General features: G+C 62.3%; 24 protein-coding genes. 16 read left to right on the forward strand and 8 right to left on the reverse strand.

Annotated features, from left to right (window positions below; genetic code table 11):
• Window positions 1-35: 35 nt before the first annotated feature.
• The 5 genes from ACE04I_RS04540 to ACE04I_RS04560 form a co-directional block, all read right to left on the reverse strand.
• Window positions 36-1,049 carry an adenosine deaminase gene (locus ACE04I_RS04540; RefSeq protein ID WP_487206694.1) on the reverse strand — a complete coding sequence of 338 codons (1,014 nt, stop codon included), beginning with the start codon at window positions 1,047-1,049 and terminating at the stop codon, window positions 36-38.
• Complete coding sequence (locus ACE04I_RS04545) at window positions 1,046-2,266, reverse strand: phosphopentomutase (protein ID WP_487206695.1); 1,221 nt, start codon at window positions 2,264-2,266, stop codon at window positions 1,046-1,048. Before ACE04I_RS04545 ends, ACE04I_RS04540 begins: the two co-directional genes overlap by 4 nt.
• Window positions 2,267-2,371: 105 nt before the next feature.
• Entirely contained in the window at window positions 2,372-2,917 is a 546-nt protein-coding gene (locus ACE04I_RS04550; protein ID WP_046794312.1) for a TadE/TadG family type IV pilus assembly protein, read from the reverse strand.
• Window positions 2,918-2,958: 41 nt separating this feature from the next.
• Window positions 2,959-3,591 (reverse strand): TadE/TadG family type IV pilus assembly protein, encoded by a 633-nt coding sequence (locus ACE04I_RS04555; RefSeq protein ID WP_046793938.1) that lies wholly within the window; start codon window positions 3,589-3,591, stop codon window positions 2,959-2,961.
• 109 nt (window positions 3,592-3,700) lie between these two features.
• Window positions 3,701-4,090, reverse strand: a complete 390-nt coding sequence (locus ACE04I_RS04560) for a pilus assembly protein N-terminal domain-containing protein (RefSeq protein WP_137326623.1) — start codon at window positions 4,088-4,090, stop codon at window positions 3,701-3,703.
• Between the two features lie 417 nt (window positions 4,091-4,507).
• On the opposite strand from ACE04I_RS04560, the gene ACE04I_RS04565 reads away from it, so the two are divergent.
• From ACE04I_RS04565 to ACE04I_RS04605, 9 genes are all read left to right on the forward strand, one after another.
• Window positions 4,508-4,702, forward strand: coding sequence for a Flp family type IVb pilin (locus tag ACE04I_RS04565; protein ID WP_046793940.1), 195 nt, complete (start codon window positions 4,508-4,510; stop codon window positions 4,700-4,702).
• A 98-nt stretch (window positions 4,703-4,800) separates the two neighbouring features.
• On the forward strand, window positions 4,801-5,307 hold the full coding sequence (locus ACE04I_RS04570) for an A24 family peptidase (protein ID WP_046793941.1): 507 nt from the start codon (window positions 4,801-4,803) through the stop codon (window positions 5,305-5,307).
• A 119-nt stretch (window positions 5,308-5,426) separates the two neighbouring features.
• A complete protein-coding gene (gene cpaB, locus ACE04I_RS04575) occupies window positions 5,427-6,236 on the forward strand; it encodes a Flp pilus assembly protein CpaB (protein WP_046793942.1) in 810 nt (269 codons plus the stop codon).
• Window positions 6,237-6,295: 59 nt separating this feature from the next.
• Complete coding sequence (locus ACE04I_RS04580) at window positions 6,296-7,816, forward strand: type II and III secretion system protein family protein (protein WP_082118322.1); 1,521 nt, start codon at window positions 6,296-6,298, stop codon at window positions 7,814-7,816.
• A 19-nt stretch (window positions 7,817-7,835) separates the two neighbouring features.
• The gene (locus ACE04I_RS04585) at window positions 7,836-8,492 is read left to right on the forward strand and encodes a CpaD family pilus assembly protein (protein WP_245282071.1); all 657 of its coding nucleotides are present in this window, start codon (window positions 7,836-7,838) and stop codon (window positions 8,490-8,492) included.
• Between the two features lie 24 nt (window positions 8,493-8,516).
• Window positions 8,517-9,806, forward strand: a complete 1,290-nt coding sequence (locus tag ACE04I_RS04590) for a CpaE/TadZ family protein (RefSeq protein WP_046793944.1) — start codon at window positions 8,517-8,519, stop codon at window positions 9,804-9,806.
• Between the two features lie 33 nt (window positions 9,807-9,839).
• A complete protein-coding gene (locus ACE04I_RS04595; RefSeq protein ID WP_046793945.1) occupies window positions 9,840-11,339 on the forward strand; it encodes a TadA family conjugal transfer-associated ATPase in 1,500 nt (499 codons plus the stop codon).
• A 13-nt stretch (window positions 11,340-11,352) separates the two neighbouring features.
• Window positions 11,353-12,366 carry a type II secretion system F family protein gene (locus ACE04I_RS04600; protein WP_487206696.1) on the forward strand — a complete coding sequence of 338 codons (1,014 nt, stop codon included), beginning with the start codon at window positions 11,353-11,355 and terminating at the stop codon, window positions 12,364-12,366.
• Between the two features lie 10 nt (window positions 12,367-12,376).
• Window positions 12,377-13,357 carry a type II secretion system F family protein gene (locus ACE04I_RS04605; RefSeq protein ID WP_046793947.1) on the forward strand — a complete coding sequence of 327 codons (981 nt, stop codon included), beginning with the start codon at window positions 12,377-12,379 and terminating at the stop codon, window positions 13,355-13,357.
• A gap of 13 nt (window positions 13,358-13,370) precedes the next feature.
• Here the strand turns inward: ACE04I_RS04605 and ACE04I_RS04610 are convergent, their stop codons facing one another.
• Window positions 13,371-13,928 carry a dual specificity protein phosphatase family protein gene (locus ACE04I_RS04610; RefSeq protein ID WP_046794314.1) on the reverse strand — a complete coding sequence of 186 codons (558 nt, stop codon included), beginning with the start codon at window positions 13,926-13,928 and terminating at the stop codon, window positions 13,371-13,373.
• 45 nt (window positions 13,929-13,973) lie between these two features.
• The gene (locus tag ACE04I_RS04615) at window positions 13,974-14,843 is read right to left on the reverse strand and encodes a tetratricopeptide repeat protein (protein ID WP_046793948.1); all 870 of its coding nucleotides are present in this window, start codon (window positions 14,841-14,843) and stop codon (window positions 13,974-13,976) included.
• 150 nt (window positions 14,844-14,993) lie between these two features.
• Here ACE04I_RS04615 and ACE04I_RS04620 point away from each other — a divergent pair, with 150 nt between their 5' ends.
• The 7 genes from ACE04I_RS04620 to ACE04I_RS04650 all read left to right on the forward strand — a co-directional run bounded on the left by ACE04I_RS04620 (window position 14,994) and on the right by ACE04I_RS04650 (window position 23,037).
• Window positions 14,994-16,385 (forward strand): leucyl aminopeptidase family protein, encoded by a 1,392-nt coding sequence (locus ACE04I_RS04620; protein WP_487206697.1) that lies wholly within the window; start codon window positions 14,994-14,996, stop codon window positions 16,383-16,385.
• An 83-nt stretch (window positions 16,386-16,468) separates the two neighbouring features.
• Window positions 16,469-16,819, forward strand: a complete 351-nt coding sequence (locus ACE04I_RS04625; RefSeq protein WP_487206698.1) for a MarR family transcriptional regulator — start codon at window positions 16,469-16,471, stop codon at window positions 16,817-16,819.
• 6 nt (window positions 16,820-16,825) lie between these two features.
• Window positions 16,826-17,677, forward strand: coding sequence for a C40 family peptidase (locus ACE04I_RS04630; RefSeq protein WP_046793950.1), 852 nt, complete (start codon window positions 16,826-16,828; stop codon window positions 17,675-17,677).
• A 94-nt stretch (window positions 17,678-17,771) separates the two neighbouring features.
• The gene (locus ACE04I_RS04635) at window positions 17,772-18,131 is read left to right on the forward strand and encodes a hypothetical protein (protein ID WP_046793951.1); all 360 of its coding nucleotides are present in this window, start codon (window positions 17,772-17,774) and stop codon (window positions 18,129-18,131) included.
• A gap of 145 nt (window positions 18,132-18,276) precedes the next feature.
• Window positions 18,277-19,425 (forward strand): isovaleryl-CoA dehydrogenase, encoded by a 1,149-nt coding sequence (locus tag ACE04I_RS04640; RefSeq protein WP_046793952.1) that lies wholly within the window; start codon window positions 18,277-18,279, stop codon window positions 19,423-19,425.
• A complete protein-coding gene (locus tag ACE04I_RS04645) occupies window positions 19,425-21,032 on the forward strand; it encodes a carboxyl transferase domain-containing protein (RefSeq protein ID WP_046793953.1) in 1,608 nt (535 codons plus the stop codon). The genes ACE04I_RS04640 and ACE04I_RS04645 overlap by 1 nt, the downstream gene beginning before the upstream one ends.
• Entirely contained in the window at window positions 20,989-23,037 is a 2,049-nt protein-coding gene (locus tag ACE04I_RS04650; protein ID WP_487206699.1) for an acetyl/propionyl/methylcrotonyl-CoA carboxylase subunit alpha, read from the forward strand. The genes ACE04I_RS04645 and ACE04I_RS04650 overlap by 44 nt, the downstream gene beginning before the upstream one ends.
• On the opposite strand, the gene ACE04I_RS04655 is transcribed toward ACE04I_RS04650, so the two are convergent.
• A complete protein-coding gene (locus ACE04I_RS04655) occupies window positions 23,038-23,361 on the reverse strand; it encodes a hypothetical protein (RefSeq protein ID WP_046793955.1) in 324 nt (107 codons plus the stop codon).
• Window positions 23,362-23,364 lie beyond the last annotated feature (3 nt).

Here is a 23,364-nt window from a genome sequence, read left to right on the forward strand (position 1 = left end):
TTCTCTTTTCCTGAAATGGCCGCGAACGCAAGCCATCAGGCGCGGTGGACTGCTTCATCCCCAGCATCCGCGGCCTCGCCGTCGAGGCGAGCGAGCAATTTTGCCCGCGTGTCCTCGTCCAGGAAAGCCGCTTCCACCGCCGTGCGCGTCATTGCATCGATCTCGGCGTCGGAAAAGCCCATTTCCTTCGATGCGATCTCGTATTCCCTTGCGAGCGAGGTGTGGAAGAAGGGCGGATCGTCCGAATTCAGGCAGACGCGCACGCCCGCTGCCTTCAGCCGCTTCAGCGGGTGACTAGCGAAATCCGGGAAGACCTTGAGGGCGATGTTGGAGCCCGGGCAGACTTCCAGCACGGTGCCGAGTTCGGCAAGCCGCTCCACGAGCGCCGGATCCTCGATCGCGCGAACCCCGTGGCCGATCCGTGACGGCCTCACGAGGTCGAGCGCGTCGGAGACGCTGAAGGCGCCGCAGACCTCGCCGGCATGGATGGTGAGCCCGAGCCCGGCCTCGCGGGCGATGTCGAAGGCGCGGGCATAATCCGCGACCCTCCCCATGCGCTCTTCGCCGGCCATGTTGAACCCCGTGACCAGCGGGTTCTTCGCCCGCGCGGCATATTCGGCCGCGGAGATGACCCGGTCCGGCCCGAAATGCCGTTCTCCGGTAACGATGATGCGCGCCTCTATGCCGGTGTTTTCGCGGGCGGTATGGATGCCCGCCGAAATGCCGGCGATATAGGCGTCCGCTCCAAGCCCGATGCGGTCGCCGTGGTCCGGTGAGACGATGACCTCGCTATAGATCGTGTTCGCCGCGGCGAGTTCGCAAAGATAGGTCTCCGTCAGCAGCGCATAGTCTTCGTCCGTCTTGAACAGGGAGGCAACCTTGTCGTAGCAGGCGAGGAATTCGGCAAAATCCGACCAGACATAGGCGCCGCCGCGCAGGAAGCTGCCAGTATCGACGCCGTATTTTCTCGCCTGGGCCTGCGCCAGCGCCGGTGGCGCCGCCCCTTCTATATGGCAGTGGATTTCGGCTTTCAGCAGGTGCGCCGTCACAGGAAGCTCCATCCGTGCGAGCCGGCAGGAATACCGAGATGCGCGGCCACCGTTTCGCCGATATCCGCGTAAGTTGGCCTGACGCCGATCGAACGGGAGCGGATGCCCGGACCGAACGCCATGACCGGCACGCGCTCGCGCGTATGGTCGCTTCCGCGCCAGGTGGGATCGCAGCCGTGATCGGCGGTGAGAATGACCAGGTCGCCGGGCTTCAGCCGACGGTGGATGTCCGGAAGGGCGAGATCGAAGGCTTCCAGCGCCGCGGCATAGCCGGGGACGTCGCGGCGGTGGCCGTAAAGCATGTCGAAATCGACGAAATTGGTGAAGACGAGGTCGCCATCTGCAGCTTCGTCCATGGCGGCGAGCGTGGCCTGCATCAGCGCCGCATTGCCATTCGCCTTGATGACGCGCGAGACGCCCTGGTGGGCGAAGATGTCGCCGATCTTGCCGACCGCATGCACCGTCCGGCCCGCTTCCGTCAGCCGGTCGAGGAGCGTGGGTTCAGGCGGGGGCACTGAGAAATCCCGGCGGTTGCCGGTGCGCTCGAAGGTTTCCGCCGTCTCGCCGAGGAAGGGGCGAGCGATCACCCGGCCGATATTCAGCGGGTCGAGGAGGCGGCGCACCACCAGGCTGAGCTCGAGCAAACGTTCCAGACCGAAATGGGTTTCGTGCGCCGCGATCTGGAAGACGGAGTCGCTGGACGTGTAGCAGATCGGCTTGCCGGTGCGGATATGCTCCTCTCCGAGCCTGGCGATGATTTCGGTGCCGGAGGCATGGCAATTGCCGAGAATGCCCGGAATATCCCCCTCGCGGCAGATCGCTTCAACGAGATCGGGCGGAAAGGCATCGCCCTCGGTTGCGAAATAGCCCCAATCGAACATCACCGGCGTGCCGGCGATCTCCCAATGGCCGGAGGGCGTATCCTTGCCTCGCGACACCTCGTTGGCGGCGCCGTGCAGGCCGAAGATCCGCTCGGGCATCGGCATGCCGGCGGGATAGTTGCCGCTGGCGAGCTTGGCGATCTCGAGAAGCCCGAGGGAGGACATGTTGGGGAGCTTCAGCGGACCGCTTCTGAGGCCCGTCCGGTCGGCAGCCCCCGCGGCGCAGAACTCGGCGATATGGCCGAGCGTATTGGAACCGAGATCACCATAGGCTTCGGCGTCGCCCGCACCGCCGACGCCGAAGGAATCGAGAACGAAGAGAAAGGCGCGCGCCATAGGTCATCCTGGCTTGAAACTGCGGCCGTCATCGGCCGCCATCGATTTTCGACCGGATATATAGTCGGGGAAAGGACTTGGCAAAGGCCAATGTATCGCTGCCTTTCAGCAGTCGGAGCAGGTGATGTCCTTGCCGAGGCGCTGCTGGAAGAAGGATTCGCGCCGGATGGTGATGTTCTCGACGGCACTCGGAAGCAGTCCCGGCATGAACATCAAAAGCTGATGAGGCACGGAAACCTCCGCCCGCACCAGGAACGTCTCGGCACGCCGCATGCCCTCCGGAACGGCGACGGCGGAGCCTGCCGCATAAGGCTTGCCGCCGCTCTGGTCCCAGGACCACAGGACCTTGGCGCTGGCGGAGGAATCGATCGTCACACCGGTGACCTTCATCGTGATGCCGGAGGTTCCATAGGGCACGAAGAGGCCTCTGGCGACGTCGAGCATCGTCTTGAGATAGGGCTTGTTGACCGTTGTCTGCTGGGTCACGAGGTCGGCGATGCTGGTTGCCGCGCGCGACACCCGCTTGGAAACGCTGAAACCGATCGTCAGCTCGAAGACGGTGATGTAGAGCATCAGGAGAAGCGGCGCGACGAGCGCGAATTCCACCGCGCCCATGCCGCGCCGGTCGGCGATGAGCGCTCGCAACCGCATCAGAATCCCGCGACATCCGGCTTCCTTTCGGGTCGGCTCGGTCACAGCGGATAATCCTCGTTCTGGAATGCCGCCGTCCCGACGATCAGGAAATCGGTGGGCATGGACTGCCCTTCCGGCCGGATGGTCGTGATATAGGGCCGCACGAGATCGGTGATGATCTGCCAGCGGTAATAGGCGCGCACCATGTTGATCGATTTCGGCCCGCCGGGGGAATAATGGTTTGCGTTCAAGGCATCGAGGTCGGCGAAGGGCTTGTCGGAGACCCGTGGTATCTCCTTGGGGATATCGGCGAAGGTGGGGAAGCTGCGGACATCGAGATAAAGCTTTTGAGGGGTTTTTATCTCCTCCTCACTGCATCGGATCAGGATCGATATCTCGTCGCAGAAAGCCTCGCGGAATTTGTCCCGGTCCTTGTTGCTGGAGAGGTTGAGCCCGTAGGTGATCTGCCCCATCCTGATCTGGCGCGCCATGTTGTCGACAGCGGTCGAGACCAGTTGCTCCGCCATGAAGGCGATGAAGGTCTCGATGATGGCGAAGACGATCAGGAAATAGGGAATGGCGAGCAGGGCGAACTCGATTGCCGCCGCCCCGTCGCGCGAGCGAACGAGCTGCCGCAACGTGCGCCTGCGCGGTGCGCTATCCTTGCGCGTGATCTCACGGCTCTTGCCCATGATGCTGTACGGAATGCCCCTTTAAACCCCGGCAGCATCCTAGGAAGGGTTTATTGAAATTCCGTTTCCCACCACCCTCGTATTTGAAGGGGTTGGTGACCGGCGAGAATTACGGATTGGCGGCGGCGGCGGTGTTGCTGAATTCCGCGTGCTGCTCGCAATTGGGCGTGCAGGAGAGAATGGAGCGGGCGGTCTGGCGGAAGACGCGCACGGTATTGCCCTCGTCGATCGACACCAGCACGCGTTCGTCGGCGATCGCATTTCCTTCCGCATCGAGGAGCACGAGGTTCGTCGCGCCGAAGCTGCGGCCGGTGAGCACGATGGTGGTCGCATCCGCTACGGTGGCGTCCGCGACATTGGAATTGCCGACGATCACCTTGCTCACGGGACGGTCGAGCTTCAGCACGCGCGCATGGTTCATGAAGACGCGCAGCAGGTCTTCCTCATGGTCCTGGGCCGACACCGTAGCAGCGCCCGCGAGGACGAGAAGTCCGGCCATGAGGCTTTGCAACAGCATGAGGAAGGGCCTTTGATAATGAGCTCGATGCCTCAAGCATGGGCCGGAATGGTGAACGGGTGGTTAAATGCGGCGATCGAACCCGCTTTCCGGTTTGTTAAATATTTCCTCTTGGATATTTTCGAAGTTCATCGATACCTCATCGTCATGTGTGAAGCATGTTAACCAATGGGAATTGAAGGGTTGTTGAGAGTATCGGAGACGACTCCCGTCTGGCAGCATTCAAAGCATTCCCTTTGCCTCCCGTTAACCAATTTCCGAGCCGTGATGGCTTTAAGTTTTCGGTAACGTTCTTTCTTAAGCGGCCGGAAATTGCGCTCCATATAGGTTCCGCTCATCCGAACAACGGCAAACAGTTGGCGGGAAGTGCTGGATAACTATCGGAGTTAGGAGAGTTCCATGTCGAAGATTTTCGCTCGTTTTAAGAAGAATGAGTCGGGTGCGACTGCCATCGAGTATGGCCTGATCGCGGCCCTCATCTCTGTCGCGCTTATTGCTGGTGCTGGTGCTCTTGGTACCAGTCTTAATACTACCTTCGACGGCCTTTCGAAGGAACTTGATAAACATGCACCTGAAGCGCCTGCCGAAGGCTAAGTTTGTTATAAATCAGAAAGCCGCCCATCGGGCGGCTTTCTCTTCTTTACGCAGCTTATATTACGTATACAGCTCGAAAAATAAACGGAGCGAAGAGGATGATTGTCGCAGTGATATTTTTTATCCTGCCGATCGGCCTTGCCCTCGCTGCGCTCACCGACCTCTTCACCATGACCATTCCGAACCGGATCCCTGCGGTTCTGCTGGCGGCCTTCCTTGTTCTTGCACCCTTTTCAGGCCTCGCCTGGCCTGATATCGGCCTGAGCCTTGTCGCCGGTCTCGTCGTCTTTGCTGGCTGCTTCGGTCTCTTCGCGTTCAATGTCATGGGCGGTGGAGATGCGAAGCTTTTGACCGCCGCCGTCGTCTGGTTCGGCTTCAACCATTCCTTGCTCGTTTTTCTCGTTGCGGTCTCATTCATTGGCGGCCTTCTGACCATCGCCATCCTCATCATCCGCTCGCAGTCGAACTCCGTGCTTGCCATGGGCATACCGCTGCCGGCGTCGCTGACGACCGCCAAGAAAATCCCCTATGGCATCGCGATCGCGATCGCTGGGTTCCTCACCTACGACCAGTCGCCGATCTTCCGGCTGGCCACGGGAACTTGAAGTTCAGGCTTAGTTGATCTGAAAAGATTTCGTTAACCACAATTATAAGCCTAGTATTAACTATAATTACACCATTGCGGGACCATTTTGGGGGGAATTGCAGCCCCCGAGAACCGGCCATGAAACCCGCCCGCCTCATCATCCTCACGGTAGCCGTCGTCGCGGCGGGCCTTGCCGGCATTCTGGCAATGAATCTTTCCGGCAAGGAAGTGGTTCAGATGGCCGAAACCGTCATCGAGAAAGAACCCACCGTCAACGTGCTGGTATCGGCCGCCAACCTGCCCGTGGGCAGCCGGCTGAACGATCAAGCGGTCCGCTGGATGGCCTGGCCAGCAGCCGGAGTCGTCGAAGGGTTCATTACCGACAAGGCGCGTCCGAATGCCGTTGCGGAGGTGAATGGCGCCGTGGTCCGTCTGCCGGTCTTCGAAGGCGAGCCGATCCGGCCGGAAAAGATCGCGGATTCATCAAGCCGCATCATGTCGGCGCTTCTACCGGCCGGCAAGCGGGCGGTGGCCACCGAGATCACGGTCGCGACCGGCGCGGGCGGCTTCGTACTGCCGAACGATCGGGTGGATGTCATCATGGTCCGCCGCAATGAGGAGGGCTCCTTTCTCACCGAGAACGTGCTGAACAACGTGCGCGTTCTGGCGATCGATCAGCAGATCCAGGAAAACGAGGATGGCTCCAAGGCCGTGGTGGGCACGACCGCGACACTGGAACTTACCCCTGAGCAGACGCGCGTGATCACCGTCGCCCAGCAGATGGCGGAGCGGCTGACGCTGGCACTGCGCTCGGTCGCGGACGCGCAGGAGGCCGACACGATCGCTGCCGATTACCTGCTCAAGGGCGGCGACGGCAAGGCCGATATCCAGGTCATCAAGTCGGGCTCGATCGTCAGAGGCTCGCAATCGCAGGTGCAGACGCAGTGAACGGAGCGGAACCAGTGAGCAGACCGAAACAGGCAATCTATCGCTCCGCCGCGGCAGGCATGGCCTTCTGCCTTGCCTTTTCCGGTCTTCCGGTCACGCCTTTCTCGGGCAATCTCGCGCCGGCCAGCGCGCTTGCCGAACAGCAGAGCCTCATCCGCATCACCGAGGCGGGCACCGGTATTCGCAAGCGCCTGAAACTCGGGCTGAACAAGGCCCTGGTCGTCGATCTGCCGGCGGATGCCCATGATATCCTGGTGGCCGATCCCTCCATGGCCGATGCCGTGACGCGCACCTCGCGGCGCATCTATCTCTTCGGCAAGTCGGTCGGCCAGACCAACATCTTCATCTTCGGCCCGAATGGAGAGGAGATCGTCAGCCTCGATCTGGAGATCGAGCGCGATATCGCCGGCCTGCAGCAGAACCTGCGGCGCTTCCTGCCGGAGTCCGATATTCAGGTCGAGATCGTTTCCGACAACATCGTGCTGACCGGCACGGTGCGCACGCCGCAGGATGCCGCGCAGGCTGAAAAGCTGGCCACGGCCTTTCTTCGGGGCGGTGAAGCCACCACCCGCGGCACCGTGGCCACCAGCGAAAGCAGCGGCGACGGCGCCGTGGCGATCTACGCGGAAGACCGTCAGCTCTCGCAGATCGTCAATCTCCTGACGATCGAAGGCGAGGACCAGGTGACGCTGAAAGTCACCGTGGCCGAAGTCAGCCGCCAGGTGTTGAAGCAGCTCGGATTCAACGGTTCGATCAGGAGTGGGACCAGCGGCGACGGTGTGTCCTTCGCCAACCCGGCCAATCTCGGCAACATCATGGGATCGGTCGGCCGGATTGCCGGGACGATCGGTTCCGGCTCGATGAATTTCACGAGCTATCTCAATGCCATGGAACAGGCAGGCGTCATGCGGACGCTCGCGGAGCCCAGCCTGACGGCGATCTCCGGCGAGCAGGCGAATTTCTATGTCGGCGGAGACTTCCGCCTGGCCGCCGAGCAGGAAGTCTCGATCGACAAGGACACCAATGTCCCAGTCGTGACCAACAGTTTCGAGACCGTGGAATACGGCATCTCGTTGAACTTCAAGCCTGTCGTCCTGTCAGCCGGCCGCATAGCGCTTCGGATCGATACCAGCGTTTCCGAGCCCACATTCCAGGGCAGCGTGACGACCGGAAATTCTCCGGGTTCCATCCCGGGCAATACTTATCTCGGCATTCGCAAGAGAGAAGCCTCGACTTCGGTCGAGCTGCCGTCCGGCGGCTCCATCGTCATCGCAGGTCTCGTTCAGGATGATATCCGTCAGGCCATGTCCGGCTTTCCGGGCGCATCCAAGATACCGATTTTCGGCACGCTATTCCGCAGCAAGGACTTCGTGCGCAACGAAACCGAACTGGTGATCATTGCGACGCCCTATCTGGTGCGCCCGGTTGCGCGAAATCAGATCGCCAGGCCGGACGACAACTTCAATCCGGAGAACGATGCGGCGACCTTCTTCCTGAACCGGGTCAACAAGATTTACGGCCGCAAGGAGACCGTCGATGCCGGGCAATACCATGGCGCCGTCGGGTTCATCTACAAATGAGGGGCCGGGGGCCAAGACCATGATGAGACAGATATCCTCCGCCGTCCTCGTCGCGTCTTTGACGCTGCTTGCGGGCTGCGGCTCGCGGGAGCTCACCACGGGCTCGATCCCCGACGACTATCGCACGCGCCATCCCATCACGCTTTCGGAGGCCGAGCACACGCTCGATATCCCCGTTTCCTCCGGTGACTACCGGCTATCCACGGGCATGAAGGACACGATCCGAGGCTTCGCGCAGAATTTCGCGGCCTCGCCCGCCGGCATCATCCAGATACAGATGCCGCATGGCTCCCATAACGCAGGAGCGGCGTCTCATCTGGGCGGCCAGATCCGCAAGGTGCTGACGGAGACCGGTATCCGTCCGGGCCAGATCGTGATGGGCAGCTATCAGGCCTATCCCAACGGTGATGCAGCACCGGTCCGCCTTGCCTATGTGGCGACCAAGGCCATGACGTCGGCGTGCGGAGAATGGCCGGAAGACCTCTCCGATGCCACCTTCGGGAACAGGAACTGGTACAATTTCGGCTGCGCCAGCCAGAACAATCTTGCCGCCCAGGTCGCCAATCCCACCGATCTCATCGCCCCGCGCGGGATGACGCCGATCGATGCTGCACAGCGCACGGCGGTTATCGAAGCTTATCGTAAGGCGCCGAGCGGCGACGGCGGCGATGATTGAGGCCGCGGCACCGGAGACAGACAGATGAGTGCGATCAACTACGAAATCCGCACTGGCGCTGAAGGCGGGCGATACGTGGAAGAGGCAGACCGCCTCGGCGACATCGAAGCGCTTCGCCCGTTGCCGCGCATATCCATTCATGCCTTCTGCGAAAGCGAGGCGATGCTGCGGCTGATGGATCGCATGTCGCGCGATCGCCGCATGGCCAAGGTCAACATGCGGATCACGAGCGGCGCCATCGATGCGGCCGCCAAGATGTTCACCTCCGCGCCGACGCCCAACCTCATCATCCTGGAAACGGATGCCGAACCGAAGAACCTGCTCGGCGAGCTGGCGCCGCTTGCGGAGGTCTGCGATCCCTCCACTCGGGTTATCGTCGTCGGGCGCTATAACGATATCGCACTCTATCGCGAACTGATCCGCAACGGCATTTCCGAATATCTTGTCGGCCCTGTGCAGATGGCCGATCTGCTCGCCTCGGTTTCGGCGATCTTCGTCGACCCGGATGCCGAACCGCTCGGCAAGTCGATAGCCTTTATCGGCGCCAAGGGTGGGGTGGGCGCGTCGACCATCGCGCATAACTGCGCGTTCGGTATTTCCAGCCTGTTTGCCACCGAAACCATTCTTGCCGATCTCGATCTGCCCTTCGGCACGGCCAATATCGATTTCGACCAGGACCCTGCCCAGGGGGTGGCGGAGGCCGTCTTCGCCCCCGAACGCCTGGACGAGGTCTTCCTCGACCGCCTGCTCACCAAATGCTCCGAGCATCTGTCGCTGCTCGCCGCGCCCTCCCTGCTCGATCGCGCCTATGACTACGATCGGTTCGCGTTCCAGCCGGTGATAGACATACTCCAGCGCAGCGCGCCCATGGCGGTGCTCGACATGCCGCACGGCTGGTCGGAATGGACGCGGGCGGTGCTCGCCGATGTCGATGAAGTGGTGATCTGCGCGGCCCCCGATCTCGCCAATCTCCGCAACACCAAGAACATGCTGGATGCCTTGAAGAAGCTCCGGCCGAACGATCGCCCGCCGCATCTGGTGCTGAACCAGATCGGCATGCCGAAACGTCCGGAGATCGCGCCCTCCGACTTTTTCGAGCCGCTGGAGCTGGAGCCGATCGCCATTCTGCCTTTCGACGCGCAGCTTTTCGGAAACGCCGCCAATAGCGGCCGGATGATCGCCGAGATCGACGCGAAATCGCCCGCTGCCGAAACCTTCTCGCAGATCGCCCATGTGGTGACGGGGCGCGTGGCAGCGAAGAAGGCAAAGCGGAGTGGCCTGGGCAAGGTGCTGGCAATGCTCGGGCGAAAGTGATCTCACCTCTCTCGGTGAAGACTGGATAGACCGATGTTTGGAAAACGTGGAACTGACGGATACGGAAAGAGCGGCACCGCCGCTCCTGCGCCGCCGCCTGCTGCGTCGGCTCCGGCATCCTCTTCGGGCAGGTCTGCCGCTCCCGAAATTTTTCCCGAACCTCTGCAGGAGCCGCATGGCCAGCGTCAGGCCGTGATGCCTCCGCCGTTAAGCCCATCCGCGAGTGCCGCGCGCAAGCGTCCGCCACGCAACGAGCAGTATTACGATACGAAAAGCCAGGTCTTTTCCGCGCTGATCGACACGATCGATCTCTCGCAGCTCGCAAAGCTCGACGCCGAAAGCGCGCGCGAGGAAATCCGCGACATCGTCAACGACATCATCACCATCAAGAATTTCGCGATGTCGATCTCCGAGCAGGAGGAACTGCTCGACGATATCTGCAATGACGTTCTGGGTTACGGACCGCTCGAGCCCCTGCTTGCAAGGGATGACATCGCCGATATCATGGTGAACGGCGCGGGCCAGACCTTCATCGAAGTCGGCGGCAAAACGATCGAGTCCGACATCCGCTTTCGCGACAACGCGCAACTGCTCTCCATATGCCAGCGGATCGTCAGCCAGGTCGGCCGCCGGGTGGATGAATCCTCGCCGATCTGTGATGCGCGCCTGCCCGACGGTTCACGCGTCAACGTGATCGCGCCGCCGCTGGCGCTCGATGGACCGGCGCTCACCATCCGCAAGTTCAAGAAGGATAAGCTCACCCTCGAACAGCTCGTGAAGCTCGGCGCCATTACGCCGGAAGGCGCGATCCTGCTGCAGATCATCGGCCGGGTGCGCTGCAATGTCGTGATCTCGGGCGGCACGGGCTCCGGCAAGACGACGCTGCTCAATTGCCTGACACGCTATATCGATACCGACGAACGCGTCATCACCTGCGAAGACACCGCCGAATTGCAGCTTCAGCAGCCGCATGTGGTGCGCCTCGAAACCCGTCCGCCGAACATCGAGGGCGAGGGCGAGATCACCATGCGTGATCTCGTGAGGAACTGCCTGCGCATGCGGCCCGAACGCATCGTCGTCGGCGAGGTGCGCGGACCGGAGGTCTTCGACCTTCTGCAGGCGATGAACACCGGCCACGACGGTTCGATGGGCACGATCCACGCCAACTCGCCGCGCGAATGTTTAAGCCGTATCGAATCGATGATCGCCATGGGCGGTTTCAGCCTGCCGGCCAAGACCGTGCGCGAGATCATCTCCGGCTCCGTCGACGTCATCATCCAGGCGGCACGCCTGCGCGATGGCTCGCGTCGAATCACCCAGGTCACCGAAGTGGTCGGTATGGAAGGCGACGTGATTCTCACCCAGGACCTGATGCGCTACGAGATCCACGGCGAAGACGCCAATGGGCGCCTCATCGGTCAGCACGTGTCCACCGGTATAGCCAAGCCGCATTTCTGGGAACGCGCTCGTTATTACAATGAGGAGCGTCGCCTGGCGTCCGCGCTGGATGCAATGGAAAAGTCCTCTGGCTAGGAGCTAACGGGAGATGTTCGGGCTCGACATGACGGTTCTCGCGATCATCGCACTGGTGGCGGTCTCCGCCAGTGCGATCTGCTATGGGCTGCTCTTTTCCCGTATCGAGGTGGAAAAGAAGACCGATGCGCGCTTGAGCCGCGTCAAGTCCGCCGAGACCGATCTCACCAAGGTGAAAGCGGCGCGCGATCGCGTCCAGGAACTCTCCAAGCGCCGCAAGTCGCTGCAGGATTCTCTCAAGGATCTGGAGAAGAAGCAGGAAGAGAAATCCCGCAAGCTGGGGGAAGGGAGCCTCAAGGCGAAGCTCGGCCAGACAGGCATCACGCTTTCGCTCGGCCGTTTCTATATGCTGAGCGTCTTTCTTGGCCTCGCATTATTCCTGCTGGCGCTATTGGCCGGCATGCCGCTGCTGGGCGCTCTTGGGGCGAGTTTCGCGGCCGCCGCCGGTCTGCCGCGCTGGATGGTGAATTTCCTGATCAAGAAACGGCAGAAGAAATTCCTCGAGGAATTTCCGAACGCCCTCGATGTCATGGTCCGGTCGATCAAATCCGGCCTGCCGCTCAACGACGCGCTCCGTCTGATCGCTTCCGATGGCCAGGAGCCGGTGAAGGGCGAATTCCGACGCGTGGTGGAATCCCAGCAGGTCGGCTTGAGCGTTCCGGAGGCCTGCGCGCGCATGATGCAGACCATGCCTCTGTCCGAAGTCAACTTCTTCTCGCTCGTCATCTCCATCCAGAGCCAGGCCGGCGGCAACCTCTCCGAGGCTCTCGGCAATCTGGCGAAGGTATTGCGCGAGCGCCGCAAGATGAAGGCCAAGGTCAGCGCGCTCTCCATGGAGGCGAAGGCTTCCGCGGTCATCATCGGCGCTCTGCCCTTCATCGTTTCGCTGCTCGTCTATCTCACGTCGCCCGATTACATGATGGTGCTGTTCACCGATCCGCGCGGCCACATCATCCTGTTGTTCTCCGCAATCTGGATGTCCATAGGCATTCTCGTCATGCGCAACATGATCAACTTCGAGATATGAGGGCGCCCGTATGACGAAGGATCTCGCCGCGACATTGACCGATCCGGCAATACTCCTGGCCGTGCTCGTGGCGGTGGCGGTGTTCGCTACGCTCTACACGCTGGCGAGCCCGCTTCTGGAACGGGGCAACCTGGAAAAACGCATGAGGGCGGTTTCCACCGAGCGCGAGCAGATCCGTGCGCGGGAGCGGGCGCGGATGAACGCGGAACAGTCCAGGGCCTCGCTGCGCACCCAGAACAACCGGTCGGCCCGCCAGATCGTGGAGCGCTTCAACCTGCGCCAGGCGCTGGTCGACGAGAACACGGTCAACCGGCTGAGAGCGGCGGGCCTGCGCTCGCAAAACGCGCTCAACATCTTTCTGGCCGCGCGCTTCCTTCTGCCTTTCCTGTTCCTGGCAATGGCGGTGGTCTGGATCTTCGTTCTCGGAAATCTCGAAGGGCGCCCTTTCCCCATTCGCCTGCTGGCGGCGATCGGCTTTGCCTATATCGGCTTCTACCTGCCGAACATCATCGTCACCAACCGGATGAACAAGCGCCAGCTTTCGATCAAGCGCGCCTGGCCGGATGCGCTGGACCTGATGCTGATCTGTGTCGAATCCGGCGTCTCGATGGAGGCGGCCATGCGCCGGGTGGCGGAGGAGATGGCGCATCAATCGCCGGCGCTTGCCGAGGAGATGGTGCTGACGACGGCCGAGCTTTCCTTTCTGCAGGATCGGCGCACGGCGCTCGAAAATCTGGGCAACCGCACCCAACTCGACATCGTGAAAAGCGTCACCCAGGCACTCATTCAGGCGGAGCGTTACGGCACGCCGATCGCCCAGGCGCTCAGGGTGCTGGCGCAGGAAGGGCGAGACGAGCGCATGAACGAGGCGGAAAAGAAGGCCGCCGCCTTGCCGCCTAAACTCACCGTGCCGATGATCCTGTTCTTCCTGCCGGTTCTCGTCGCCGTCATTCTCGGCCCGGCAGGCATCCAGGTCGCCGACCGGTTTTAAGGCCCGTACCCAATCAGCTCGGCAGGCCGAAGATCTTTTCAAGACCTTCCCAGGTCTCGTCCATCGCATAGACGCCGAGGAAGGGCAGGCCGACATGCCCGTATAGGAGCGACAACTGCCATTCGGCGGTCTCTTCGTCCACATTGGCGATCTGCTGGAGATAGATCACGGAAGCAAGTCCTGTGCGATCTGCTCCAGCCTGGCAATGGATGAGGATGGGTTTCGGCGCGTCGCGGAGCAGCGCGATCAGCCTTTCGCTTTGCTCCGTGGTGAGTTCGCGGCGGGCCGACATGCGGAAATCGATGTGCTGGACACCGAGGCGCTGGCTGACGGCAAGTTCGTCGCGATACCAATGCTGCCCGCTCTGGCCACGCAGGTTGATGACGGTCTTGATGCCGTAGTGCCTGATATAGCTATCGAGCTGGGCGGCCGTCGGCTGGGCCGAGCGATAAAGTTCGCCGGCAATGACCTCGTGGAAATTTCCGGTGGTATGCAGGAAGCCGAGATAGCAGCCGATCGAAATCAGGCTTGCGCCGGCCAGCTTTCCCGCCCGCTTGAAGAACCGACGCATGAGCTCCATTCCTTGCAGAGCATGTTGTTCGACGATCTTCTAAGCTCAATTGCGGCGAATTTCGAACGACCCGATACGATCGGCGCTTGATGGCTTCGACTTTTCCTTTTCGGCAAGCTTTGCCCATGAATTCTGCTGGGAGAGCATGCTGCGCAGATAGGTGATATTGGCATCGGCCTGCTGTTGAGAGAGCTCGTGCCGGGCGATCTGCTCGGCTTCGGCGAAGCGGCCCTGCAGCCCCACGACCAGGGCGAGGTTCTGCCGTACCCGGCTGTCGGCAGCCGGCTGCTGTGCGGCCGAGCGCATATAGGTTTCCGCCGTGCGGAGATCTCCGCTCAACACGTAGGACATGCCAAGGTTGGACATCACGCTCGGTTCGTTCGGCTGGGCATCGAGCGCCATGCGGTACTTCTGGCGCGCTTCGTCCGAACGGCCGAGCTGGTCGAGTACCGCACCCTCGGCGGAATAAAGCCGCCAGTCCGGGCGGTCCGGCGTCTGGGCACGGGTGATGGTCGCAAGCGCCTGTTCGAGCTGGCCGGCCGCCGCCTGCGCCTTGCCGTAGGCCGCCAGCACGTCGCGGTCGGCCGGATGCGCGATCGCGACCTGCTGCATCACAGCGAGCGCCTGGGCGTTCTTGCCGGTCATGCGCAGCACATTGGCATAGCGCAGGCCGGTCGCCTTGTCCTTGGGATTGCGATCGTAGGCAGCCCCGATCGCTTTCTCCGTACTGGCAAGCTCGGCGGCATTCATGGTTTCGAACGAGCCGGAGAATTGCGGGATGGAACCGGTCGTCACGTTGTCGGGATGCTGCTTCCTCGTGCTGGAGCAGCCGGCAAGTGCAATCGTCAGCAGGCCGATACAGGCAAGCTCCGCAAGCCGGACCTCGCGGAAGGCGGAATGGACTGAACCGGTCATGACGTGATCCCCGAAACCCCCGGCGCCGAAGCCTGCCGCCGCCGTCGGAAATCTTCGGAGGCATCTGGCGCAATCTTGCCCTCAGCAATAAACTGTTAACCCTAACAGACCGTTAAGCCACTCTTTCCAGATACCTTCCCGAAGGCTTCCATGACCCCCTATCAATATATCGAAAGACCCTCGCCATTCGCCGAAGCGGACAGTGCCGCTCGCACCATCCGCCTTGTCGCGCCCGCAGATATGGAGGAGGGGAAGATCGATCCGACGGTGCTCGCCTGGGCGCGGGCGGCTGGCTTCAAGGCGGAACAGGGCGTGCTTCTGCTCGTTCCCAATGAGGCGGGCGAGGTCGGCGGCGCCTTGTACGGGCTCGGTCCTGATCCTGCCGAAGCGCCCTTCATCGCCGGCAAGCTTTCGAAGCTCCTGCCCGCAGGCGATTGGCACATCGAAGGCGGCAAGCTCCCGGCTGAAAAGCTGGCCCTTGGCTTCGGGCTCGGAAGCTATGGCTTCAACCGCTATCGGTCGGACAAGGCGAAGGAGGTGCGGCTGGTCCTTCCGGAAGGTGTCGACCAGGATGATATCCTCCGCCAGCTTGCCGCGATCTTCCTTGTGCGCGATCTCATCAATACGCCGACCAACGATCTCGGTCCGGATGAGCTGGAGGCAGCGTTGCGCCGGCTTGCGGAGCACTATGGCGCGTCGGTGACCTCGATCGTCGGCGAGGATCTCCTTGCGCAGAATTTTCCGCTCGTTCATGCCGTCGGCCGCGCAAGCGACCGCAAGCCGCGGCTTGTCGAAATGCGCTGGGGCGAGAAGGGTAATCCCCGCGTCACCCTCGTCGGCAAGGGGGTTTGCTTCGATACCGGCGGTCTCGATATCAAGGGTGCCGCCAATATGGCACTGATGAAAAAGGACATGGGCGGCGCGGCCAATGTCCTGGCGCTGGCGTTGATGATCATGGATGCCGGATTGAAGATCGAGTTGCAGGTGCTCGTGCCGATGGTCGAGAACTCCATTTCCGGCAGTGCCTTCCGTCCCGGCGATATCTACAGGAGCCGCAAGGGCATCACGGTGCAGATCGACAACACCGATGCGGAGGGCCGGTTGATCCTGGCCGATGCGCTTGCCTATGCCGACGAAAACGCGCCGGACCTGATGATAGACATGGCGACCTTGACGGGTGCAGCCCGCACGGCGCTTGGGCCCGAACTCGCGCCGTTCTTCACCGATGACGAGGATTTGGCAGGCCGAATTGGCGCCGCCGGCAAGACGGAAGACGATCCGCTTTGGCGGCTGCCCTTGTGGATGGGCTACGACAAGGATCTGCGCTCGCGCGCGGCCGATATCACCAATGCGCCGGGCGGCGGCATGGCGGGCGCGATCACCGCGGCCCTTTTCCTGAAACGCTTCGTCACCGCCACCAAGAGCTGGGCGCATTTCGACGTCTATGGCTGGAATCCGGCGGAAAAACCCCATGCACCCGTGGGCGGCGAGGCCCACGCTATCCGCGCGCTCTATCGCTGCATTCAGGCAATGGTGAAATGATCTGGTAAGGCTTCCCGCATACCCTCCGTGTTTCGATCCGAAGAATTCGGAAATGATCGGCCGGGCGAAATTTCGGAGTAGGTATGCCGGTTGAACTGACGGCGACTGAGGCGCTGGGGCTATGGCATCGGGTGGCGCTGGAACAGGTGCGTGGCGCAGGTCCGGATTTGACATTGCGTCAGATGGCGGTCCTGCTGCATATCTATCTCGTGCCGCCGCCGCATACCGTTCGTGGGCTGGCTGCCGTGCTCGGCGTCACCAAGCCGGTCATCACCCGCGCGCTCGATACGATGGGTGAGTTGGCGCTGGTGGAGCGGGTGCGCGACGAGCGCGACCGGCGTAATGTGGTGATCAAGAGAACAGTCGCCGGCGCGCTTTACCTGGAGAAGTTGGGCGATCTCATCATGCTCGAAGGCCGCGGCCGGCCACCATGAGGAAACATGACCAAGACACTGGATAGACGCCTTCATGCCTTCCGTCCGGACCTCGCGGACGAGACCCTGCGCGGCAGCATAGAGGCTGCGAACTTCGTGCGCGGCGAGCCGGCCCGTATCGCCGTTCCCGTTACCGCCTTGCGCCCCGCACCGGATCTTGCCCGCGGCATCGATACCGAGCTTCTGCTTGGCGAGACGGTGCGCGTCTTCGATCGCGCCGGCGGCTGGGCCTGGCTGCAGGCCGACGAGGACGGCTACGTGGGCTATCTGCCGGAGACGCATCTGGGCGAACCTGAAGAGCCCACCCACCGCATCGCCGTGCCACGCACCTTCCTCTATCCGGAGCCCGAACTCCGCAAGCCCCCGGTCGCGGCGCTCTCCATGGGAAGTCGTGTGACCGTGACGGGAGAGGCGGAAACCCGCGGCACGCGCTATTTCGTGCTGGCGGACGGCAGCGCCGTGATCGCCGGTCATTGCCTGCCCATCGGCGAAACGCTCGGCGACGACTACGTGTCGGTAGCCAGCAGGTTCATCGAAACGCCCTATCTCTGGGGTGGCCGCTCCGGCTTCGGGCTGGATTGCTCTTCCCTAGTCCAGCTCTCGCTGATGATGGTCGGAAGGCCGGCGCCGCGCGACTCCGATATGCAGGCGGCCTTCGGCACGGCGATTGCCCGCGAGGAATTGCGTCGCGGTGACCTCGTCTTCTGGAAAGGGCATGTCGGCATCATGGAAGATGCCGAAACGCTGCTGCATGCCAATGGCCACACAATGAGCGTCGCCCGCGAGAATTTCGAGGCGGCGGTCAGGCGGATCGGTTGGCTTTACGACATGCCGAACGGTTACCGGCGGATCGTGTGAGCGATCACGCAAATGTGCCGGACAGCTTATGGAAACGGCATCCTGCAGACCGTATCTAGAAATCATCCGCTGATTTGCGGCTGAGGAGTAGACGATGCTGAAAGGTGCCTGGCTGTTGCCCGTCGTGATGCTGATGGCGATCCTGCTGGCGGCGCTTGCGCCGGCGGCATCCTTCGCCGCGGACGACGAGTTCCGCCGGTCCCGCCCGATGGCATTCAAGGACCTGCCGGGCGTCGTGCCGGAGGAGGAGCGTGTCCAGCAACCCTCCTATACCTGCACCACCGATATCGTCGAGGTGCATCGGTGGCGGGGAAGGTACGACATTCTCTATGGCGATACGGCGCCGCGTCGGGTCTATCGTTGCAAGACCGAAGGCGGCCCCACCTATACCGGCACCAATGTGCCGAACACCCAGTGGGTGCCGGGTCTCAACCCGCATCATCTGCCCCGATAAGGAAATCTTTTTTCAAGCGGCGTGTCCGAAAGGACTGGATCTTGCGATCTTGTTCCGGGTCATTGACGAGACCGCGTGGCTGCCCCACAACCTTTCGATAGATAATCTTGGCGCACCGGGAGGAGACGAGGTGTTCCACGCATCCATGAAGTTCGCGCTCGGCGAGGAGGTCGAGGCCGTGCGCGAGACCGTTCACCGCTTCGCGCAGGAGCGGTTGGCCCCGCGTGCCAACGAGATCGACCGCAGCAACGAATTCGCCCGCGATCTCTGGCCGGAACTCGGAAATCTCGGCCTGCTCGGCATCACCGCCGATCCTGAGTTTGGCGGCTCCGGTTTGGGCTATCTCGCCCATGTCATCGCCGTCGAGGAACTGGCCCGCGCGTCGGCCTCCACCTCGCTCAGCTACGGCGCCCATTCCAATCTCTGCGTCAACCAGATCAACCGCAACGGCAATGCGCAGCAGAAGGCGCGATACCTGCCGAAGCTTTGCTCGGGCGAGCATGTCGGTGCGCTGGCCATGTCGGAGCCCGGAGCGGGGTCCGATGTGGTCTCCATGAAGTTGAAGGCGGAGAAACGCGACGATACCTATGTGCTGAACGGCAGCAAGATGTGGATCACCAACGGGCCGGACGCAGACGTACTGGTCGTCTACGCAAAGACGGACCCGGCTGCCGGCCCGAAAGGCATCACGGCCTTCCTGATCGAGAAGGGCTTCAAGGGCTTCTCGACCGCCCAGAAGCTGGACAAGCTCGGTATGCGCGGTTCCAACACCTGCGAACTGGTCTTTCACGATTGCGAAGTGCCGGCCGAAAACGTCATGGGTGCCGAAGGCGGTGGCGTGAAGGTCCTCATGTCGGGGTTGGATTATGAGCGCGTGGTTCTCGCCGGCATCGGCATCGGCATCATGCACGCCTGCCTCGACGTGGTGATGCCCTATGTGCATGAGCGTAAGCAGTTCGGGCAAGCGATCGGCGAATTCCAGCTCATCCAGGCGAAAGTGGCCGATATGTACACGGCGATGAACTCTGCCCGAGCCTATGTCTATGCGGTTGCCGGCGCCTGTGACCGGGGTGAGGTGACCCGGCAGGATGCCGCTGCCTGCTGCCTCTATTCTTCCGAACAGGCCACCCAGCAGGCATTGCAGGCGATCCAGGTGCTCGGCGGCAACGGTTACATCAACGACAATCCCACCGGCCGGCTGCTGCGTGACGCCAAGCTGATGGAAATCGGCGCCGGCACCTCCGAAATCCGCCGCATGCTGATCGGCCGCGAGCTTTTCAGGGAGACGGCCTGATGGCTGTCATCCGGTCTCAGGTCAATCTCAGAAGCGAGGCGGCGCAAGCGAACCGCGCCGCGATGCAGGCAAAACTCGCGGGGGTGGAAGCGGCCGTCGCATTGGCTGAAGCCGGCGGGGGCGAGGAAGCAAGGGCGCGGCATGTGGGCCGTGGCAAGCTCCTGCCGCGAGATCGTATTGGCCGGCTCCTGGATCACGGCTCGCCTTTTCTGGAAATCGGCGCTACGGCGGCGCATGGGCTTTACGGTGGCGCAAGCCCCTCGGCCGGCATCGTCACAGGCATCGGCAGGATAGAGGGCCGCGAGGTGATGATCGTCGCCAATGATGCGACCGTCAAAGGCGGCACCTATTACCCGATGACGGTGAAGAAGCATCTGCGCGCCCAAGAGATCGCGGAGGAAAACCGGCTGCCTTGCGTCTACCTCGTCGATTCCGGTGGCGCCAACCTGCCGAACCAGGACGAAGTGTTTCCCGACCGCGATCATTTCGGCCGCATCTTCTACAACCAGGCGCGCATGTCGGCGAAAGGCATTGCGCAGATCGCCGCTGTCATGGGCTCCTGTACTGCAGGCGGTGCCTATGTGCCAGCCATGTCCGATGAGGCGATCATCGTGAAGGATCAAGGCACGATCTTCCTCGCCGGTCCGCCGTTGGTGAAGGCGGCAACAGGCGAGGAGGTGAGCGCCGAAGATCTCGGCGGCGGTGATGTCCACACGCGCCTCTCCGGCGTTGCCGATCATCTCGCCCGCGACGACGCCCACGCGCTCGCATTGGTGCGCCGGGCCGTCGCCGGCCTCAACACCCGCAAGCCGGAAACGGTGGCGCTCGAAACGGCGGAAGAGCCGCTCTACGATCCGGAAGAAATTGCGGCGATCGTGCCGGCTTCGCTGACCACGCCTTATGACATTCGCGAAGTCATCGCTCGCGTGGTGGACGGTTCGCGGTTCGACGAGTTCAAGGCGCGCTACGGAACGACGCTGGTGTGCGGTTTCGCACATGTCTTCGGCATCCCTGTCGGCATCGTCGCCAATAACGGCGTGCTCTTTTCCGAGAGCGCCCAGAAGGGCGCGCATTTCATCGAACTCTGCTCGCAGCGGAAAATTCCGCTTGTCTTCCTGCAGAACATCACCGGTTTCATGGTCGGAAGGCGGTACGAGGCGGAGGGCATCGCCAAGCACGGGGCGAAGCTGGTGACCGCCGTGGCGACGACTTCCGTGCCGAAGATCACGATTCTCGTCGGCGGTTCCTTCGGCGCCGGCAATTACGGCATGGCGGGGCGGGCCTATTCGCCGCGCTTTCTCTGGACCTGGCCGAACAGCCGCATCTCGGTCATGGGAGGGCTACAAGCGGCCGGTGTGTTGGCCGCAGTGAGGCGGGACGCGGTTCATCGCAGCGGTAAGGTCTGGAGTGCTGAAGAGGAGAAAGCCTTCAGGCGGCCGATTCTCGAACAATTCGAGGAACAAAGCCACCCGCTTTATGCTTCAGCCCGGCTTTGGGACGACGGCATAATTCATCCGGCGAAAACGCGTCAAATTCTCGCTTTGAGCTTATCGGCGGCACTCAATGCGCCAATCGAAGATACGCGCTTCGGCGTGTTCCGGATGTAGAGGCCTGAAGATGCTGAAAAAGGTCCTCATAGCCAATCGCGGTGAAATTGCCTGCCGCATCATCCGCACTTGCCGCAGGCTGGGCGTCGCGACGGTTGCGGTCTATTCCGATGCCGATCGCGACGCGCTGCATGTGGAGCTTGCCGACGAGGCTGTGCATATCGGGCCGTCACCTGCCGCCGAAAGCTATCTACGGAGCGAGAAGATCATCGAAGCCGCGCTCAAGACCGGTGCCGATGCAATCCATCCCGGCTATGGCTTCCTCTCGGAAAATCCTGGCTTTGCCGAAGCGGTCGCTGCCGCCGGCCTTCGCTTCATCGGACCGCCGGCAGAAGCCATCCGCGCCATGGGCCTGAAGGACGCCGCCAAGGCATTGATGGAAGAGGCGGGCGTGCCTGTCGTGCCCGGCTATCACGGCATCGAGCAGGACGCGGATTTCCTCGCGAGCGAGGCGGAGCGTATCGGTTTCCCGGTGCTGATAAAGGCGCGCGCCGGCGGCGGCGGCAAGGGCATGCGGCGTGTGGAAAGCGCAGCCGCCTTCAAGGAGGCTTTAGCCTCCGCTCAACGTGAAGCCCTGGCTGCCTTCGGCGATGCCTCCTGCCTTGTCGAGAAATACATCACCCATCCACGCCATATCGAAATCCAGGTCTTCGGCGACGACCACGGCAATGTCGTGCATCTTTTCGAACGAGACTGCTCAGCCCAGCGCCGCCACCAGAAAGTCATCGAGGAGGCGCCGGCACCCGGCATGCCGGAGGAGATGCGCCACGCCATGGGCGAGGCTGCGGTGAGGGCCGCCGAGGCGATCGATTATTCCGGCGCCGGCACGATCGAATTCATCGCGGACGCCTCCGAAGGCCTGAAAGCCGATCGCTTCTGGTTCATGGAAATGAACACGCGCCTGCAGGTCGAGCATCCGGTGACGGAGGCGGTCACCGGCATCGATCTGGTCGAATGGCAGCTTCGGGTGGCGTCCGGCGAGCCGCTGCCGAAGGGGCAGGAGGAGCTTTCGATCGACGGCTGGGCCTTCGAGGCGCGGCTTTACGCAGAAGATGCGGAGCGTGGTTTCCTGCCCGCGACCGGCACACTTTCCCATCTTGCGCTGCCGGGAGGCGTGGCGCGCGTCGACAGCGGCGTGCGGGCTGGCGACCATATCTCGCCTTTCTATGATCCGATGATTGCCAAGGTCATCACCCACGGGTCGGATCGCGCCACCGCTCTCTCACGGCTCTCCACGGCCTTGGAAGAGGTTCGTGCCACCGGCCTCACGACCAATGCCGCATTCCTTTGCCGGCTAACAAAGCAGGCGGATTTCGTTGCTGGCAATCCGGATACCGGCCTTATCGACCGCCATTTGACAGAGCTGACGATGGCGCGGGAGGCTTCACCTGAGATCATCGCTCTCGCGGCCCTTGAGCTTTCCGGCGTGCTGGAGTCGAAAATCCCGAAAGACCCCTGGACCGCTCTGTCCGGCTTTCGCCTGTGGTCGGAAGCTTCCGATTTCGTCGAGCTGGAACATCGCGGCCGGCATGTGCCGGTATCGTTTCACTCGAAGGGGCAGGGCTCGTACCGGTTCACTGTCGAAGGTCGCGATATCGAGCTGCGCCTTTCCGGCTCAAAATGGGCCTACGATCTGGAGTTCGACGGTCGCAGGCACCCCGCGGAGGTCATTCGGGACGGTAACGGGGTGACGGTCTTCCAGAATGGTGAAAGCTGGCACTTCGGGCTCATCGATCCCCTTGCCGCCGAAGACGAGGCGGCGGCCGGTGGAGACCGCATCCTCGCGCCGATGCCGGGCCTCGTGAAACTCCTGCGCGCCGTACCGGGCGCGGCCGTCTCCCGTGGGGAGACGCTGGCTGTCATGGAGGCGATGAAAATGGAGCTTTCGCTTTCTGCCCCCAGAGACGGAACGATCGCCGAGGTTCTCATTGCCGAAGGCGAGCAGGTGCTCGAAGGCGCCGTGCTGCTGACGCTGGAGGCGGCCTCTCCCCCGCCTCTCGCTTGATCAGCCGTGGGCGAGATCGAAGACGTGATGGTGGATGCGGCCCTCGAACATTTCGAGCAGACCCTTGGTCATCTCGCGGCTCTCGTAACGCACCGGTGATTCCAGCGCGGCTGCCAGCGCCTCCCGGCTTTCGTACATGGTGGAAAGCACCATCGGATAAGATGGCGCGCCTTCGTCGCGCTCGACGGCATAGAGAACGCGTACTTCCTTGACGCCCGGAAAGGCGAGCCACATGGGCATCAGCTTCTCGGCCACATAGGATTTGAAGTCCGCCTCGCGGCCGGCATGGATCGTGCCCTCGAAGAGAGCCTGACGGATGATCATGGA

The sequence above is a fragment of the Rhizobium moroccans genome (assembly GCF_057559155.1).